Annotated in this window: 13 protein-coding genes, 6 tRNA genes and 2 pseudogenes; 1 reads left to right on the top strand and 20 read right to left on the bottom strand. The window is 61.6% G+C overall.

Annotated elements, in window-relative coordinates; translation table 11 throughout:
* The first annotated feature begins 216 nt into the window (after positions 1–216).
* Positions 217–1,926, top strand: a complete 1,710-nt coding sequence (locus VPH41_RS07975) for a methyl-accepting chemotaxis protein (protein ID WP_328569519.1) — start codon at positions 217–219, stop codon at positions 1,924–1,926.
* Between the two features lie 70 nt (positions 1,927–1,996).
* On the opposite strand, the gene VPH41_RS07970 is transcribed toward VPH41_RS07975, so the two are convergent.
* The 20 genes and pseudogenes from VPH41_RS07970 to lepA form a co-directional block, all read right to left on the bottom strand.
* The gene (locus tag VPH41_RS07970; RefSeq protein ID WP_328569518.1) at positions 1,997–2,296 is read right to left on the bottom strand and encodes a toxin-antitoxin system YwqK family antitoxin; all 300 of its coding nucleotides are present in this window, start codon (positions 2,294–2,296) and stop codon (positions 1,997–1,999) included.
* A 20-nt stretch (positions 2,297–2,316) separates the two neighbouring features.
* Positions 2,317–2,769: a hypothetical protein gene (locus VPH41_RS07965; RefSeq protein ID WP_152284263.1), complete on the bottom strand. Its 453-nt coding sequence runs from the start codon at positions 2,767–2,769 to the stop codon at positions 2,317–2,319.
* Between the two features lie 69 nt (positions 2,770–2,838).
* On the bottom strand, positions 2,839–4,326 hold the full coding sequence (locus VPH41_RS07960; protein ID WP_328569517.1) for a SulP family inorganic anion transporter: 1,488 nt from the start codon (positions 4,324–4,326) through the stop codon (positions 2,839–2,841).
* 266 nt (positions 4,327–4,592) lie between these two features.
* Positions 4,593–4,666: transfer RNA gene (locus tag VPH41_RS07955), tRNA-Cys, on the bottom strand.
* Positions 4,667–4,708: 42 nt separating this feature from the next.
* Positions 4,709–4,784 (bottom strand) — tRNA-Gly (locus tag VPH41_RS07950).
* Between the two features lie 83 nt (positions 4,785–4,867).
* Positions 4,868–4,943, bottom strand: a tRNA-Gly gene (locus VPH41_RS07945).
* Between the two features lie 56 nt (positions 4,944–4,999).
* Positions 5,000–5,075 (bottom strand) — tRNA-Gly (locus VPH41_RS07940).
* A gap of 72 nt (positions 5,076–5,147) precedes the next feature.
* Positions 5,148–5,223 (bottom strand) — tRNA-Gly (locus VPH41_RS07935).
* Between the two features lie 92 nt (positions 5,224–5,315).
* Positions 5,316–5,391: transfer RNA gene (locus VPH41_RS07930), tRNA-Gly, on the bottom strand.
* Between the two features lie 176 nt (positions 5,392–5,567).
* Entirely contained in the window at positions 5,568–6,152 is a 585-nt protein-coding gene (pgsA, locus tag VPH41_RS07925) for a CDP-diacylglycerol--glycerol-3-phosphate 3-phosphatidyltransferase (RefSeq protein WP_152284265.1), read from the bottom strand.
* Positions 6,153–6,279: 127 nt separating this feature from the next.
* A pseudogene (locus VPH41_RS07920) lies at positions 6,280–6,467 on the bottom strand (hypothetical protein); the annotation flags it as partial.
* Between the two features lie 8 nt (positions 6,468–6,475).
* A pseudogene (locus VPH41_RS28445) lies at positions 6,476–6,662 on the bottom strand (hypothetical protein); the annotation flags it as partial.
* Positions 6,663–6,670: 8 nt separating this feature from the next.
* Positions 6,671–8,551: an excinuclease ABC subunit UvrC gene (uvrC, locus tag VPH41_RS07915; protein WP_328569516.1), complete on the bottom strand. Its 1,881-nt coding sequence runs from the start codon at positions 8,549–8,551 to the stop codon at positions 6,671–6,673.
* 93 nt (positions 8,552–8,644) lie between these two features.
* Entirely contained in the window at positions 8,645–9,040 is a 396-nt protein-coding gene (gene acpS / locus VPH41_RS07910; protein WP_152258234.1) for a holo-ACP synthase, read from the bottom strand.
* Between the two features lie 14 nt (positions 9,041–9,054).
* Positions 9,055–9,816, bottom strand: coding sequence for a pyridoxine 5'-phosphate synthase (gene pdxJ, locus VPH41_RS07905; protein ID WP_328569629.1), 762 nt, complete (start codon positions 9,814–9,816; stop codon positions 9,055–9,057).
* Between the two features lie 40 nt (positions 9,817–9,856).
* Positions 9,857–10,693, bottom strand: a complete 837-nt coding sequence (recO, locus tag VPH41_RS07900) for a DNA repair protein RecO (protein ID WP_328569515.1) — start codon at positions 10,691–10,693, stop codon at positions 9,857–9,859.
* 28 nt (positions 10,694–10,721) lie between these two features.
* A complete protein-coding gene (era, locus tag VPH41_RS07895; protein WP_328569514.1) occupies positions 10,722–11,624 on the bottom strand; it encodes a GTPase Era in 903 nt (300 codons plus the stop codon).
* 1 nt (position 11,625) lies between these two features.
* Complete coding sequence (gene rnc / locus VPH41_RS07890; RefSeq protein WP_034749615.1) at positions 11,626–12,441, bottom strand: ribonuclease III; 816 nt, start codon at positions 12,439–12,441, stop codon at positions 11,626–11,628.
* Positions 12,442–12,514: 73 nt separating this feature from the next.
* A complete protein-coding gene (lepB, locus tag VPH41_RS07885) occupies positions 12,515–13,432 on the bottom strand; it encodes a signal peptidase I (protein ID WP_152284270.1) in 918 nt (305 codons plus the stop codon).
* Positions 13,433–13,435: 3 nt separating this feature from the next.
* Positions 13,436–15,226 carry a translation elongation factor 4 gene (gene lepA, locus VPH41_RS07880; protein WP_152284271.1) on the bottom strand — a complete coding sequence of 597 codons (1,791 nt, stop codon included), beginning with the start codon at positions 15,224–15,226 and terminating at the stop codon, positions 13,436–13,438.
* Positions 15,227–15,466 lie beyond the last annotated feature (240 nt).

Raw genomic sequence — 15,466 nt, 5'->3', positions numbered from 1 at the left:
AGAAACTATTTCCGTGCGTCAATGCTATACTTGCGGTTTGCTGGTTAGCGGCACCCCAGGCCGCTGCACCCCTTGCTTTACCTCTACGCCACGCTCAGCGCGGCGCGCCGCACAGCCATCACGCGGCACCCGAAGACCCCGATCCCCTGCGCCTTGCGGCGCCTGTCCGCCCCTGCTGGCGGCGGCGATCATGACTATTAAACTGTTAGGAATTACATGAAAAACCTGAACATCGGCAGCCGCCTTGGCGTCGGCTTTGCTGTCGTATTGCTGTTGCTTGCCGCCCTGACCATCACCGCCCTCGTGCGCATGCAAACGGCCAGCGACCTGACCTATCGCCTCATCAATACCAGCATCAAGAACCAGCGCATGGTGGCCGAATGGTCGAAGATCATCGAGCTCAACAGCGTGCGCGGCGTGGCCTCGTTCGAGATTACCGATCCGGTCGTGCGCGCCAAGATCGAGGAAGACTTGAAAGTCGATGCGGAGCGTTCCAGCAAGCTGCAGGACGACATCATCGCGTCCCTGCTCAACCCGGCCGTGATCGAGCAGTTCAAGGTGGTGCGCAAGGTACGCACCGACTATGTGACGACGCGGGGACGCGCGTTCAAGATGAAGGCGGACGGCGACGTGGCGGGCGCCAAGGAAGTGTTCGACAAGGAAGTGGCGCCCATCACCGTGGCTTACCTGGCCGAAGTGAAGCGCTTTGCCAACATGCAGATCAAGGCGGCCGACGGCGTCGGCGCCAGCATCATCGAAGCCTACAGCAGCACCCGCATCTTCCTGATCACCATGGGCGTGCTGGCCGTGCTGATGGGTATCGGTTTCGCGTGGTGGATCACGCGCTCCATCACGGGCCCCATCCGCGACGCCGTGAAGGTGGCGGAAACCGTGGCAGCGGGCGACCTGAGCAGCACCATCACGGCGCAAGGCCGCGATGAAACGGGCCAGCTGATGCACGCCCTGAAAACCATGAACGACAGTCTGGTGGGCATCGTGGGCCAGGTGCGCAGCGGCACCGACACCATCGCCACGGCCTCCGCGGAAATCGCCGCCGGCAACCAGGACCTGTCGTCGCGCACGGAACAGCAAGCCAGCTCGCTGGAAGAAACGGCGTCGTCGATGGAAGAACTGACCAGCACAGTGAAGCAAAACGCGGACAATGCGCGCCAGGCAAATAAACTGGCCGGCGACGCGGCCGGCATCGCCAGCCGCGGCGGCGCCGTGGTGGCCGAAGTGGTCGCCACCATGAGCGAGATCAACACCTCGTCGAAGAAGATCGTCGACATTATCTCGGTGATCGACGGCATCGCCTTCCAGACCAATATCCTGGCCTTGAACGCGGCCGTGGAAGCGGCACGCGCCGGCGAACAGGGCCGCGGCTTCGCCGTGGTGGCAACAGAGGTGCGCAACCTGGCGCAGCGCTCGGCCGCGGCGGCAAAAGAGATCAAGGGCTTGATCGACGACTCCGTGCAAAAGGTCGACGTGGGCACGGACCTGGTCGACAAGGCGGGCAAGACGATGGAAGAAATCGTGCAAAGCATCGGCTTCGTCACGTCCATCATGAGCGAGATCAGCAATGCCAGCGAAGAACAGAGCGCAGGCATCGAGCAAGTCAACCAGGCCATTTCCGAAATGGACCAGGTAACGCAGCAGAATGCAGCCCTGGTGGAAGAAGCCTCGGCCGCAGCCGAAGCGATGCAGGAACAGGCGAGCGAACTGGCGCAGGTGGTCAGCGTCTTCCGCCTGGACGCCAACGCGGTGGCCAGCGACCGTTTCAGCGTGAAAGCGGCGCAGCGCAGCACGCCCGCAGCACCGGCAGCCGCGCCGGCCCGCAAGGCTACGGCCCCTGCCCTGCGCCTGCCCGCGACGCGCGCCAGCAGCAAGGCGAGCGCACCGGCCGAAGGCGAGTGGGAAGAGTTTTAAAGTATGACGGTCCGGCGTGGCAGTAGCTGCCGCGCCTGGCCGGATGAGCGGCAGTCAGCGCAAGCGCCGCTCAGGCGCGCGCCACCTGCTTGCCCGCGGCATCCCAATAGCGCCAGTCGTCCGTTTCGACGCCATCGCGATAGTGTCCTTCGGCGGCTGGCGCGCCCGTTTCATGGAAGTCGCGCCACAAGCCGTTCTCGCGGCCATGCTCGTAATGTCCCTCTGAAATGACCGTGCCGTTGCGATGGTATTCGCAGAACAGGCCATGGCGTATCCAGCGCGTGCCGTCGTCCGACAGCATGCGCGTGTAACGGAAACGCAATTCGCCCGTGTCGTACGGGATTTCCGCCAGGTGCAGCTCCGCTTCCATTTTCTCTCCTTGTGCTTGCTTCAAGCCAGCGCGGCCTGCGCATCGCCAATTAATGTCGCCAGCTCGCGCGGCACGGATTGCCCCAGGAATTCCAGCGCCAGCGCATCGGGATCGATGGCGGCGTCCGCCGGCAAGCCATGCTCGAAGCCGCCCACCATGTAGCGGCAGAAGTACGGCGACTCCGCCCGCGTTTCCACATACCAGCAGCCCGCGTGGCCTTGCACGAAGTATTCGCCGATGAAATAGCCGAGCATGGTTTTCACCCATTGCCAGCTTTCGTCGCGGATGGCGATGGTGCGCATGGCCGCATCGATGTACGGCAGGTATTCGGCCGCGTTCGTCAACACTTCGTGCGCGGGCTGAATGCCCAGGCGCTCGACAAAATTCACCAGCGAGGCGCCCAGCGCGTCATAGTAGGCATCGAAACCCGCCTGGCTTTGTTGCAACAATTGTTCTTGTTCGTTCGACAGCATTCACACTCCACAGACATTCAACAATCCCGCCCATCCCGGGGAATTGCGGGGATCAGACCATCGCATATTTTACGCCACGCGCACGTCCACGCCCGCGCGCTGCAGCAGGGCCTGGCTGCGGCCGGACAGATGCATCACCTGCAGATGCTTGCCGGCCCTTGCATAACGGTCATACAGCGCCTCGATGGCGGCGATGGCCGAGTGATCGGCCAGGTGCAGGTGGCGGCAATCGAGGATAACGCGGGCCGGGTCGGCAGCCGGCTGGAACAGTTCCTGGAAATGCGCGGCCGACGCGAAAAACAGGGTGCCGTGCGGCAGGTAGACGCGCACGCCCGGCGTGCCGTCGTCCGTCTCGGCGCGCATGTCGCGCGCATGTTGCCAGGCAAAATTCAAGGCAGCGATGACGATGCCGCACAGCACGGCCATCGCCAGGTCCGTAAACACCGTGATCACCGTTACGGCAACGATCACCAGCGCATCCTGCAGCGGCACCTTGCCCAGCACGCGCAGGGAACCCCAGGCAAACGTCTGCTGCGCCACCACGAACATCACGCCCACGAGGGCGGCCAGGGGAATGCGCTCGATCAGCGGCGACAGGAACAGGATGAACAATAAAATCATCACGCCCGCCGTCACGCCGGACAGGCGCGAGCGGCCGCCCGAGCTCAGGTTGATCATGGTCTGCCCGATCATGGCGCAGCCGCCCATGCCGCCAAACAGGCCCGAGACGACGTTGGCCGCGCCCAGCGCAAGGCATTCGCGGTTCGGCTGGCCCCGCGTTTCCGTCATCTCGTCCGTGAGATTAAAGGTGAGCAAGGTTTCCAGCAGCCCCACCATGGCCATCAGCGCCGCGTACGGGAAGATGATGTGCAAGGTGGCCATGTCCAGCGGCACGGTGGGAAAATGCAGCGACGGCAAGCCGCCCGCGATGTGCGCGAGGTCGCCCAGGGTGCGCGTGGGCAGCTGCAGAAAATGGCTGAGCACGCCCACGCCGAGGATGGCCACCAGCGCGGGCGGCACGGCCCGCGTGATGCGCGGCAGCACGTAGACGATGGCCATGGTCAAGGCCACCAGGCCCGCCATCACGAGCAAGGGCGTGCCTTGCAGCCAGGTGTCGCCTTGCGGCGTGGCCTGGCGGAAATGCTCCAACTGGGCCATGGCGATGACGATGGCCAGGCCATTCACAAAGCCCAGCATCACGGGATGGGGCACCATGCGGATCAGTTTTCCCAGGCGCAAGATGCCGAACAGCGCCATCAGCATGCCGCTGAGCACCACGGTGGCCAGCAGGTACTGCACGCCATGCTGGGCCACCAGCGCCACGATGACGACGGCCATGGAGCCGGCGGCGCCCGAAATCATGCCGGGACGCCCGCCAAAGATGGCCGTCAGCGCACAGATGATGAAGGCGCCATACAGGCCCATCAGGGGATTCAATTGCGCCACCAGGGCGAAGGCGATGCACTCGGGCACCAGGGCAAATGAGGTGGTCAATCCCGCCAGGACATTTTTTTGCAGGTTCGAGTACCACTCTTCTCGAAAAGTTGTGTTGATCATTGAGTCAAATCCAGGTTCGGAACGGAAAAATGCAGGCCTGCGCGAGCAGCATCAGGCGCAGCCATGCCGGCGGACGCCACAGGAAGGCCGCGCGTGTCTGACGGAGAGGGAAACTCGGCAATGACTACATGGGGATGGCGGAAAGGGGAAGATCGATCAGCGCACCGGGTAACGCGGCTGAGCCTGCGGGCATTATACAAGATGCACGGCCGGCGAAAACGCGGACAAAAAAATAGCCCACTCGAGAGCGGGCTATTTTTTTCATCTGGAGGCGAGGACGGGAATCGAACCCGTCTAAACGGCTTTGCAGGCCGCTGCATAACCTCTTTGCTACCTCGCCAGAGGAACTGCTTGGATGCGCCTTGCGGCCCACCTTGAAAACTGGAGCGGGAGAAGAGTCTCGAACTCTCGACCTCAACCTTGGCAAGGTTGCGCTCTACCAACTGAGCTACTCCCGCATTGGAGCTTGGTTACTGCTTAATCGCGCCACGTACCGCAGCGGATAAAAAAAGGAAGCCAGCTTAGCTTCCCTTTAGAATTCTGGAGCGGGAGAAGAGTCTCGAACTCTCGACCTCAACCTTGGCAAGGTTGCGCTCTACCAACTGAGCTACTCCCGCATTGGAGCTTCTATTTTCTGCTACTGCCATCTTGCTTGACTGCTGCCAGCTTGCGCTGGAGCGGGAGAAGAGTCTCGAACTCTCGACCTCAACCTTGGCAAGGTTGCGCTCTACCAACTGAGCTACTCCCGCATTTCGAACCGCTATTTTACTGCCTTTTACTACCGTTTACCAGTGCTACTTTACTGCTGATCCAGTATTCACTGGAGCGGGAGAAGAGTCTCGAACTCTCGACCTCAACCTTGGCAAGGTTGCGCTCTACCAACTGAGCTACTCCCGCAGTGGACAACATTGTATCAGAAGCTCTACTACATCGCCAGTACTACTTTTTACTGCATTTGCTGTTTTTACCTATGACACGATCCAGAAAACTGGAGCGGGAGAAGAGTCTCGAACTCTCGACCTCAACCTTGGCAAGGTTGCGCTCTACCAACTGAGCTACTCCCGCGTCATCAACAACAGGCCAGCATTATAGAGGGATTACAGGGGCTGTCAACGGGCAATATCTGGTCTTTTGCAAAATATTTGGGTCAGACGGGGACGCCGAGTCCCTTTGGGTCTGCCCCCGGCTCTTGCGTTTGGGTTAAAAAGACGCCAGACCAATGCTATCGGCGTCCACCCACATCAATGCAAGTTACCCGCTTTTTCCTTGATGAGAGGCCACGCCAGACGCAGGTAATAGAACATCGACCACACCGTCAGCACGCAGGCTATCCACAGCAGCTTTTCGCCCCACACATGGGTATCGATCGCGCCGAAGACCACTTCGTGGTACAGCAGCAAGGGAATGGCCGTCATTTGCGCGGCCGTCTTGATCTTGCCGATCGAACTGACGGCCACCGATTTCGATGCGCCGATCTGCGCCATCCATTCGCGCAATGCGGAAATCGTGATTTCGCGGCCGATGATGATGAAGGCCAGCACGGCATTGACACGGTCCAGCTGCACCAGCACCAGCAAGGCGCCCGCCACCATCAGCTTGTCGGCCACGGGGTCGAGGAAGGCGCCGAAGGCCGACGTCTGGTTCCAGCGCCGCGCGAGGAAACCATCGAACCAGTCGGTGACGGCGGCAACGATGAAGACCAGGGTGGCGACCAGGTTTTGGTCGCCATGCAGCAGCATCGACGGCGGCAGGTAAAACACGCCGACGACGAGCGGGATCAGGGCCACGCGCAGCCAGGTCAGAAGGATGGGAATATTAAAAGGCATAAGGAAGCAATCGGCCGACGGGTAAATTGAACATGAAGAAAGCGTGAAGAAAGCGCCACTAGTCTACATGGCCCAGGGGTATTAGCCTAGTCCGGTTGCGGCAGCGCCGGACCAGGCCATCGATTCATCAGTGCAACTGCTTATAAATCTCTTCGGCCAGCTGCGTGGAAATCCCCTCCACCGACATCAGGTCCTCGACGCTGGCGTCGACCACGCCCCGCAAGCCGCCAAAGCGCGACAACAGCTTCTGGCGGCGCCTGGCGCCGCATTGTGCCCCCTCTCGATTTCTTCCAGGCGCGAGGTCTGGCGCACCCGTTCGAGCATTAATGCAACTGCTTGTAAATCTCTTCGGCCAGCTGCGTGGAAATCCCCTCCACCGACATCCGGTCCTCGACGCTGGCGTCGACCACGCCGCGCAAGCCGCCAAAGCGCGACAGCAGTTTCTGGCGGCGCTTGGCGCCGCATTGTGCCCCTCTCGATTTCTTCCAGGCGCGAGGTCTGGCGCACCCGTTCGAGCATTAATGCAACTGCTTGTAAATCTCTTCGGCCAGCTGCGTGGAAATCCCCTCCACCGACATCAGGTCCTCGACGCTGGCGTCGACCACGCCGCGCAAGCCGCCAAAGCGCGACAGCAGTTTCTGGCGGCGCTTGGCGCCAATACCTTCGATTTCTTCCAGGCGCGACGTCTGGCGCGTCTTGGCGCGCTTGGCCCGCATGCCCGTAATGGCAAAGCGGTGCGCCTCGTCGCGGATCTGCGCGATCAGCATCAGCGCCGCCGATTCCTTGCCCAGCTCCTGCGCCGCGCGGCCATCGACGAACAGCAGGGTTTCCAGGCCCACCTTGCGCCCTTCTCCCTTGGCCACGCCGACAATCAAGCTGATATCGAGTCCCAGCTCGGCAAACACCTGGCGCGCCATTTCGATCTGTCCCTTGCCGCCGTCGATCAAGACCACGTCGGGCATCACACCGTCGCCATTCGCCACTTTTTCATAGCGGCGCATCAGGACCTGGCGCATGGCCGCGTAATCGTCGCCGGGCGTGATGTCGTTGATGTTGTAGCGCCGGTATTCGCCGTTCTGCATGGCGTGGTGGTGGAATACCACGCACGACGCCTGCGTCGCCTCGCCCTGCGTGTGGCTGATGTCGAAGCATTCCACGCGCAGGCTGTCTAGGTCTTCCGTTTCCAGGCGCAGCGCTTCGGCCAGCGCGCGCGTGCGCGACTGCTGCGAGCCCTGCTCCGACAGCAGGCGCGCCAGCGAAATCTCGGCGCCCTTCTGCGCCATTTCCAGCCACTGGCGGCGCTGCCCCTGCGGCTGGAAGATCAGGTTGATGCGGTGGCCGCACTGCTCCATCAGCGCCACCATCAGGGCTGGCTGGTCGAATTCGATATTCAGGATCAGGGTGCCGGGGATGAATTTTTCCGTGTAGTGCTGGGCCAGGAAGGCGGCCAGCACTTCCACCTCGATGGGTTCTTCGGCAATGGCCGCCGCGTCGCTGAGCTGGCTGGGGAAGTAGGCGCGGTCGCCCAGGTGGCGCCCGCCGCGCACCATGGCCAGGTTGACGCAGGCGCGTCCGCCCTGCACCAGCACGGCGAGGATGTCCACGTCCGCGTCGCCCGTCGTCTCCATGCTTTGCTGGTGCAGCACGCGCGACAGCGAGGCGATCTGGTTGCGCACCACGACGGCCTGCTCGAATTTCAGCTCGGCGGCAAACGCGTGCATCTTCTTTTCCAGGTCCGCCAGCACTTCACTCTGGCGCCCGCGCAGGAAGCGCGCCGCGTTTTCCACGTCATTCTTGTAGTCTTCCTTGCTGATCAGGTCCACGCAGGGCGCGCTGCAGCGGCCGATCTGGTGCAGCAGGCACGGCCGCGTGCGGTTGGCGTACACGCTATCCTCGCAGGTGCGGATCAAAAACACCTTTTGCAGGATCTGCATCGATTCCTTGACGGCCCAGGAACTGGGGAACGGCCCGAAATACTGGTTTTTCTTGTCCACCGCACCGCGGTAATACACCATGCGCGGCGCATCGCCGTTCGTGATCTTCAGATACGGATACGACTTGTCGTCGCGGAACAGGATGTTGTAGCGGGGCTGCAGCGCCTTGATCAGGTTGTTTTCCAGGATCAGCGCTTCCGCCTCGCTGTGCGTGACGGTCGTTTCCAGGCGCGCGATGCGCTCGACCATCATGGCGATGCGGGGGCTGGCCAGGTTTTTCTGGAAGTAACTGGACACGCGCTTTTTCAGGTCGCGCGCCTTGCCCACGTACAGCACCTTGTCGGCGGCATCGAAATAGCGGTACACGCCGGGCAAATTCGGCAGCTTGGCGACGGTGGCCAGCACCTGCGCGCGCGGGTCGGGTGGCGTTTCCGCAGAATTGAGGTCGGGTATTGCTTCAGTCATTGCTGGCTCTTAAATGGGGTCAGACCCGCCGGGGGAATACGTCCCAATGGGACGCATTCCGATCGAAAAGACTGACCCCAGCAGTCGTCTGCATTACGGCGCTTGCTCCACAATCACAAACGCCACGGCATACTCCTCTTCATCGCTGATCGTCACTTGCGCGCTCAGGCGGTGCTGCTCCATGAACTCGGCCAGCACGCCGCTGCAAACGATCATCGGCTTGCCGCTGGGGTGATTCAGCATCTGTGCGGCGGGCCAGGTCATCGGCATGCGCAAGCCCAGGCCGATGGCCTTGGAAAACGCCTCTTTTGCCGCAAAGCGCGTGGCGAGGAAGCGCACGCCGCGCACGGCATTCTTGGCACTGCGGGCGCGGAACTTTTCCATCTCCTGCGGCCCCAGTATCTTTTGCGCGAAACGCTCGCCATGCCGGGCCAGCGCCGCCTCGATGCGGGGAATCTTGCAGATATCGGTACCGATGCCGTAGATCATGCCCTGCTCCCTTGTCAGGCCCTGTGGCCCAGGCGCGTAGCCACCATGATGGCCTTCATTTCGCGCACGGCATTTTCCCAGCCGACAAACACGGCATGCGCGACGATGGCGTGGCCAATGTTCAGTTCGGTAATATCGGGAATGGCGGCAATCGCCTGCACATTGGTGTAATGCAAGCCGTGGCCCGCATTAACTTTCAAGCCGCGGCCCACGCCGAACAGCACGCCCGCCTTGATGCGTTCCAGTTCGGCCAGCTGCTCGGCGCCGTCCGTATCGGCATAACGGCCCGTGTGCAGCTCGATCACGGGCGCGCCCAGCTCGGCCGCGGCGGCGATCTGCTGCTCGTCCGCATCGATGAACAGGCTCACGCGGATGCCCTCGCCTTGCAGCTGCTGCACGGCCGCCTGCACTTCCTTGAAGTAGCGCACCACGTCCAGGCCACCCTCGGTCGTCACTTCCGTGCGTTTTTCCGGCACCAGGCACACGTCTGCCGGGCGGATGCGGCAGGCGAAATCGATCATCTCGGCCGTCACGGCCGCTTCCAGGTTCATGCGCGTGAGCAATTGCGGCGCGATGGCGATCACGTCCGCATCCTTGATGTGGCGGCGGTCTTCGCGCAAATGCAGGGTGATGGCGTCGGCGCCCGCCTGTTCGGCCAGCAAGGCCGCGCGGATCGGGTCCGGGTATGCGGTGCCGCGCGCGTTGCGCAAGGTGGCCACGTGGTCGATATTGACGCCCAGGTCGATGACGGGGCCGGAAGGCTGCAAAAAGCTCATAGTGATGGTATCCATAAAGTGCCGCAGGGCCACAAGGCCGCTACAGCTGCATTAAATCGATCAGTATCTGGCGCGTATTCAAGGTGGCGCCGCCCAGTTGATGGGCCAGCAAAAAACGCATCAGCAGCTTGCTTTGCGCCTGCGTGGCCCCGTCAAGATAATCTTCGCGCTCCATGTCGAGCAGGGTCTTGCCCGTGATCCTGGGCCAGGCGTCGGCAGCACGCGCCGGACGCGGTCCCCGCTCCGGGTCAACCACGTACACCTGCCCCGCATCGACGGCCTGGCGCGTGGCCGTGCAGCGCGTGAGGTCGGCCGCCACGCCCGTTTCCTTGAGCAGCGCGCGCTCGAACTTGCGCAGCACGATGGGCGGCGGCTCATTGTGCGCCAGTTGATTCAAGGTGGCAACGTAGTGGTCGAACAGGACGGGGTGCGGGTCGTCGCGCGCCAGCAGTTTCACCAGCAGTTCATTTAAATAGAATCCGCACAGCAGCGCCGTCTTTTCCAGCGGCAACATGCCTCCCACCCATTCCGCGCCCGTCAGGATGCGCAGTTCGGATTTCCCAGTCCAGCCCGCCTGCAGGGGCTGGAAGGTCTGCAGCACGCCGCGCAACTGCGAATGGGGCCGCTTGGCGCCCTTGGCGACGAGCGCGATGCGGCCGTATTCGCGTGTAAACACGTCGACGATGAGGCTGGTTTCTTTATGGGGATAGCTGTGCAGCACGAAGGCGGGCTGGCCCGTGATCTTGCCGTCGCGCGCGGGCGGACGGCTGCGCCGGGGCGCGACAGAGGGGGCGGCCGGCGGCGCGATGGCCGCCGGTGCGGGAACGACGATGGAGGCTGGCGCAGGACCGTGCAGCGCTGGCGTGGTGGTGCTCATGCGTGTGGTGTCGCCCCCGGGTTGCGGATTACTCGTAGCCGTAGGCGCGCAAGCCCGCCTCGTTGTCGGCCCAGCCCGATTTGACCTTGACCCAGATTTCCAGGTACACAGGACCGCCGAACAGCTTTTCCATGTCCAGGCGGGCCTTGGTGGAGACTTCCTTCAGGCGCGCGCCCTTGTTGCCGATAATCATGGACTTGTGCGTATCACGCTCGACCAGGATGGCGGCAAACACGCGGCGCAGATCGCCTTCCTGCTCGAATTTCTCGATCAGCACGGTGCTCGTGTACGGCAGTTCGTCACCGACAAAGCGGAACAGTTTTTCGCGCACGATTTCCGAGGCGAGGAATTTCTCGCTGCGGTCCGTGATGTCATCCGGCCCGAAGATGGGCTGGTTTTCCGGCAAGAAGCGCTTGATCTCGTTCTGCAAGCCTTCCAGCTGGAAGTGCAGCTTGGCCGAGACGGGCACGATGGCGGCGAAGTCGCGCATGGCGGCGATCTTTTGCGCAAACGGCAACAGCACCGCCTTGTCCTTCACGCGGTCGGACTTGTTGATGACGAGGATGCACGGCACTTCCTTCGGCAGCAGGTCCATCACTTGCTGGTCGGCCGGGCCGAAGGTGCCCGCCTCGATCACGTACAGGATGACGTCCGAGGAAATCAGGGTGTTGGTGACGGTCTTGTTCAGCGTCTTGTTCAGCGCGTTCGAGTGGCGCGTCTGGAAGCCGGGCGTGTCGACATAGATGAACTGCGCGTCCGGCACCGTCTGGATGCCCGTGATGCGGTGGCGCGTCGTTTGCGCCTTGCGCGAAGTGATGCTGACCTTCGCGCCGATCAGCACGTTCATCAGGGTCGATTTGCCCACGTTGGGGCGGCCCACGATGGCGATATAGCCACAGCGGAAGTTGTCGGGCATTTTGGTGGTGGTCATGCTAGTGTCGATTCTGTTTAGTGTGAGCGGCGATCGCCGGGGCAGCCGGGGCTTGCGCGTCGTCGCTCTGGATGGTGGCAATGCCGGCCAGCTTGAGCTGGGCGGCGCGCGGTTTGGGCTTGCGGCTGGCGGCAGGCGACTTCAACAGTGCCTGCTCGGCCACGTCCAGCGCCAGTTTGGCGGCGGCTTGCTCACCGGCGCGGCGGCTTCCGCCACGGCCGTAAACCTGGATGTTCAATTTCGGCACCAGGCATTCGATCTCGAATTCCTGGCTGTGGGCGGCGCCGTGGGTGGCCACCACGTTGTATTGTGGCAGCGAGATTTTCTTGCTTTGCAAAAACTCCTGCAGCAGGGTCTTGGCATCCTTGCCCAGGGTTTGCGGGTCGACCGAGTCGAGGATGGGAATGTAGAAGGCGCGGATCACCGTGCTGGCCGCATCGAAGCCCGTGTCGAGGAAAATCGCGCCCAGCAGGGCTTCCAGGGTATCGGCAAGGATGGACGGACGGCGGAAACCGCCCGACTTCAGTTCGCCTTCGCCCAGGCGCAGGAATTGCGACAATTCCAGCTTTTGCGCGATTTCATACAGCGACTGCTGCTTGACCAGGTTGGCGCGCAGGCGCGACAGGTCGCCCTCGTCGATGGACTTGAAGCGTTCGTACAGGATGGAGGCGACCACGCAGTTGAGGATGGAGTCGCCCAGGAATTCCAGCCGCTCATTATGCAAACTGCTGTGGCTACGATGCGTCAAGGCTTGCTGCAACAGGCCAGCATCCTGGAACGTATAGCCTAAACGGGTTTGCAATAGCTGAAGATTCATTGTTGTTTCTGTATCATCTGAGTAATTCGGCTGGCCGCCGCGCGGGGAATCGGCGCGGCAGCCATAGGGCGGCTTAGTGTATGCCGCCCACGCGTTTCGGATTGCTGAAGTTCATCCACACCAGGAAAGCCTTGCCGACGATATTCTCGTTCGGCACGAAGCCCCAGTAGCGGCTGTCCGCGCTGTTGTCGCGGTTATCGCCCATCATGAAGTAATTGCCTTCTGGCACCACACACGTGAAACCGTCTTCGTTGTAGTTGCACGCATCCTTGTGCGGGAAATCCTTCACTTCGCGCAAGTTCAACGTGGGAGCAGGCTCGTCGTTGAGGATGCGGTGGCTCACGCCCGTCAGGTTTTCTTCCAGCTGCTTGTGATAAATGGTGCTTTCGTCGTCGAGGTAGTCGTCCAGCGGGGTGTACTGCACTTCCTTGCCATTGACCGTCAAGCGCTTGTTTTCATAGGTGATTTTATCACCGGGCACGCCGATCACACGCTTGATATAGTCTTGCGACATATCTTTCGGGTACTTGAACACCATCACGTCGCCACGCTGCGGATCGTTGACTTCAATGATGCGCTTGTTGACGATCGGCAAACGAATGCCATAGGTGAACTTGTTGACCAGGATCAAATCGCCCACCAGCAAGGTCGGCACCATCGAGCTCGACGGGATCTTGAATGGCTCGTACAGGAACGAGCGCAGGCAGAACACGAGGGCGATGACGGGGAAGAAACTGCCCGAATACTCGACCCAGGTCGGCTGGCGCAACAGGGCTGCCTCGATGGTCGCGCGGCTGCCGCCCGCATCGGACTTGATGCCCTCGGCGGCCAGCTTGGACTGGCGCGCATCGAATTCGGCCAAGGCGCGGTCGGCCGCCTTGCGGCGCTGCTTGGACAGATAGAACACATCCAGGCACCAGACCAGGCCCGTCAACACCATCAGCACGAACAGGATTAAAGCGAAATTTCCTAAAATCACTTGCAGGTTCATGTATTAACCATCCACTTGTAAAATTGCCAGGAATGCTTCTTGCGGGATCTCCACGGAACCCACTTGCTTCATGCGTTTCTTACCCGCTTTTTGTTTTTCCAGCAATTTCTTCTTGCGGCTGATGTCGCCGCCATAGCACTTGGCCAGCACGTTCTTGCGCAAGGCTTTCACGTTCTCGCGCGAAATGATGTTGGCGCCGATGGTGGCCTGGATGGCCACGTCGAACATCTGGCGCGGGATCAGTTCGCGCATCTTGGCGGCCACCTGGCGGCCACGGTACTGGCTGTTCGAACGGTGGACGATGATGGCCAGCGCATCGACTTTTTCGCTGTTGATCAGCATGTCGACCTTGACCACGTCGGCCGCGCGGTATTCCTTGAACTCGTAATCCATCGAGGCATAGCCGCGCGACGTCGATTTCAGGCGATCGAAGAAGTCCAGCACGATCTCGGCCATCGGCATTTCGTACACCAGCTTGACCTGGCGGCCGTGATAGCTCATGTCCATCTGGATGCCGCGCTTGCCGATACACAGGGTGATCACGGAGCCCACGTATTCCTGCGGCATGTACAGATTGACCGTGACGATAGGCTCGCGCACTTCCTCGATGCGCGACGGATCGGGCATCTTCGACGGATTGTCGACGTTGATCATGGTGCCGTCGCGCTGGATCACTTCGTACACCACGGTTGGCGCCGTAGTGATCAGGTCCATGTCGAATTCGCGCTCGAGGCGCTCCTGCACGATTTCCATGTGCAGCAAGCCCAGGAAGCCGCAGCGGAAGCCGAAGCCCAGCGCCTGCGACACTTCCGGCTCGTACATCAGGGCCGCGTCGTTCAGTTTCAGCTTTTCCAGCGAGTCGCGCAGCGCGTCGTACTGGTTCGCTTCCACGGGGAACAGGCCCGCAAACACTTGCGGCTGCACTTCCTTGAAGCCAGGCAATGGCGCGGCGGCAGGACGGTTGGCCAGGGTGACCGTGTCGCCCACTTTCGCCGCCTTCAATTCCTTGATGCCGGCGATGATGAAGCCCACCTGGCCTGCCGACAATTGCGGCAACGATTGCGAACGGGGCGAGAACACGCCGATGTCTTCCACCAGCTGCACCGAATCGGTGGCCATCAGGCGGATCTTGTCTTTCGGTTTCAGGGTACCGTTGACCACGCGTACCAGCATGACCACGCCCACATAGGCGTCATACCAGGAGTCGACGATCAGCGCCTGCAGCGGCGCATCGGGGTCGCCCTTCGGCGGCGGTACCTTGACGATCAGTTGCTCGAGCACGTCCAGCACGCCAAAGCCCGTCTTGGCCGAGCAATGCACGGCGTCGGCCGCGTCGATGCCGATCACGTCTTCGATCTCGGCGATGGCCGTCGGCGGGTCCGCGTTCGGCAAGTCGATCTTGTTCAGGACGGGCACCACTTCCACGCCCAGGTCCAGCGCCGTGTAGCAGTTGGCGACCGTTTGCGCTTCCACGCCTTGCGACGCGTCAACTACCAGCAGCGCGCCTTCGCAGGCGGACAGCGAGCGCGACACTTCATAGCTGAAGTCGACGTGGCCCGGCGTATCGATCAGGTTCAGGTTGTAGATCTGGCCGTCGCGCGCCTTGTAGTGCAGGGCCGCCGTTTGCGCCTTGATGGTAATGCCGCGCTCGCGCTCCAGATCCATCGAATCGAGCACCTGCGCCTCCATCTCGCGGTCGGACAAGCCGCCGCACAATTGAATGATGCGGTCAGCCAGGGTCGATTTACCGTGGTCAATATGGGCGATGATGGAGAAGTTGCGTATGTTATTCATTAACTAATATATGTGCGAGTGACAACACTGCTTTAACAGGAATCAAGGGGATCATGTCCGGGCCAAACAGGGCCAAAACGGGGCGCCCCACTCATGATGAAAAAAGCGCTCCGAGCAGGACATCTGCATGCCCAGGCGAGCGCTTTTGAAGCGACAGAAGCTGCTGCCTCGGACAGTAGCTTTTTCGACCTCCCCATTTTACCGGATTTCAGAGCGGAAAGCCCGTCTTATGAGGGTGGC

Origin of the sequence: Janthinobacterium sp. P210006 (genome assembly GCF_036231885.1) — a bacterium.
Lineage (GTDB): Bacteria > Pseudomonadota > Gammaproteobacteria > Burkholderiales > Burkholderiaceae_D > Janthinobacterium > Janthinobacterium violaceinigrum.
This window is presented reverse-complemented; position numbering and strand designations above follow the sequence as displayed.

Coding starts and splice junctions, on each gene's coding strand:
- acpS (WP_152258234.1), bottom strand. CDS start 9,040: ATGATCTACGGCATCGGTACCGATATCTGCAAGATTCCCCGCATCGAG.
- era (WP_328569514.1), bottom strand. CDS start 11,624: ATGACCACCACCAAAATGCCCGACAACTTCCGCTGTGGCTATATCGCC.
- uvrC (WP_328569516.1), bottom strand. CDS start 8,551: ATGACTGAAGCAATACCCGACCTCAATTCTGCGGAAACGCCACCCGAC.
- recO (WP_328569515.1), bottom strand. CDS start 10,693: ATGAGCACCACCACGCCAGCGCTGCACGGTCCTGCGCCAGCCTCCATC.
- lepB (WP_152284270.1), bottom strand. CDS start 13,432: ATGAACCTGCAAGTGATTTTAGGAAATTTCGCTTTAATCCTGTTCGTG.
- rnc (WP_034749615.1), bottom strand. CDS start 12,441: ATGAATCTTCAGCTATTGCAAACCCGTTTAGGCTATACGTTCCAGGAT.
- VPH41_RS07965 (WP_152284263.1), bottom strand. CDS start 2,769: ATGCTGTCGAACGAACAAGAACAATTGTTGCAACAAAGCCAGGCGGGT.
- VPH41_RS07960 (WP_328569517.1), bottom strand. CDS start 4,326: ATGATCAACACAACTTTTCGAGAAGAGTGGTACTCGAACCTGCAAAAA.
- VPH41_RS07975 (WP_328569519.1), top strand. CDS start 217: ATGAAAAACCTGAACATCGGCAGCCGCCTTGGCGTCGGCTTTGCTGTC.
- pgsA (WP_152284265.1), bottom strand. CDS start 6,152: ATGCCTTTTAATATTCCCATCCTTCTGACCTGGCTGCGCGTGGCCCTG.
- pdxJ (WP_328569629.1), bottom strand. CDS start 9,816: ATGAGCTTTTTGCAGCCTTCCGGCCCCGTCATCGACCTGGGCGTCAAT.
- VPH41_RS07970 (WP_328569518.1), bottom strand. CDS start 2,296: ATGGAAGCGGAGCTGCACCTGGCGGAAATCCCGTACGACACGGGCGAA.
- lepA (WP_152284271.1), bottom strand. CDS start 15,226: ATGAATAACATACGCAACTTCTCCATCATCGCCCATATTGACCACGGT.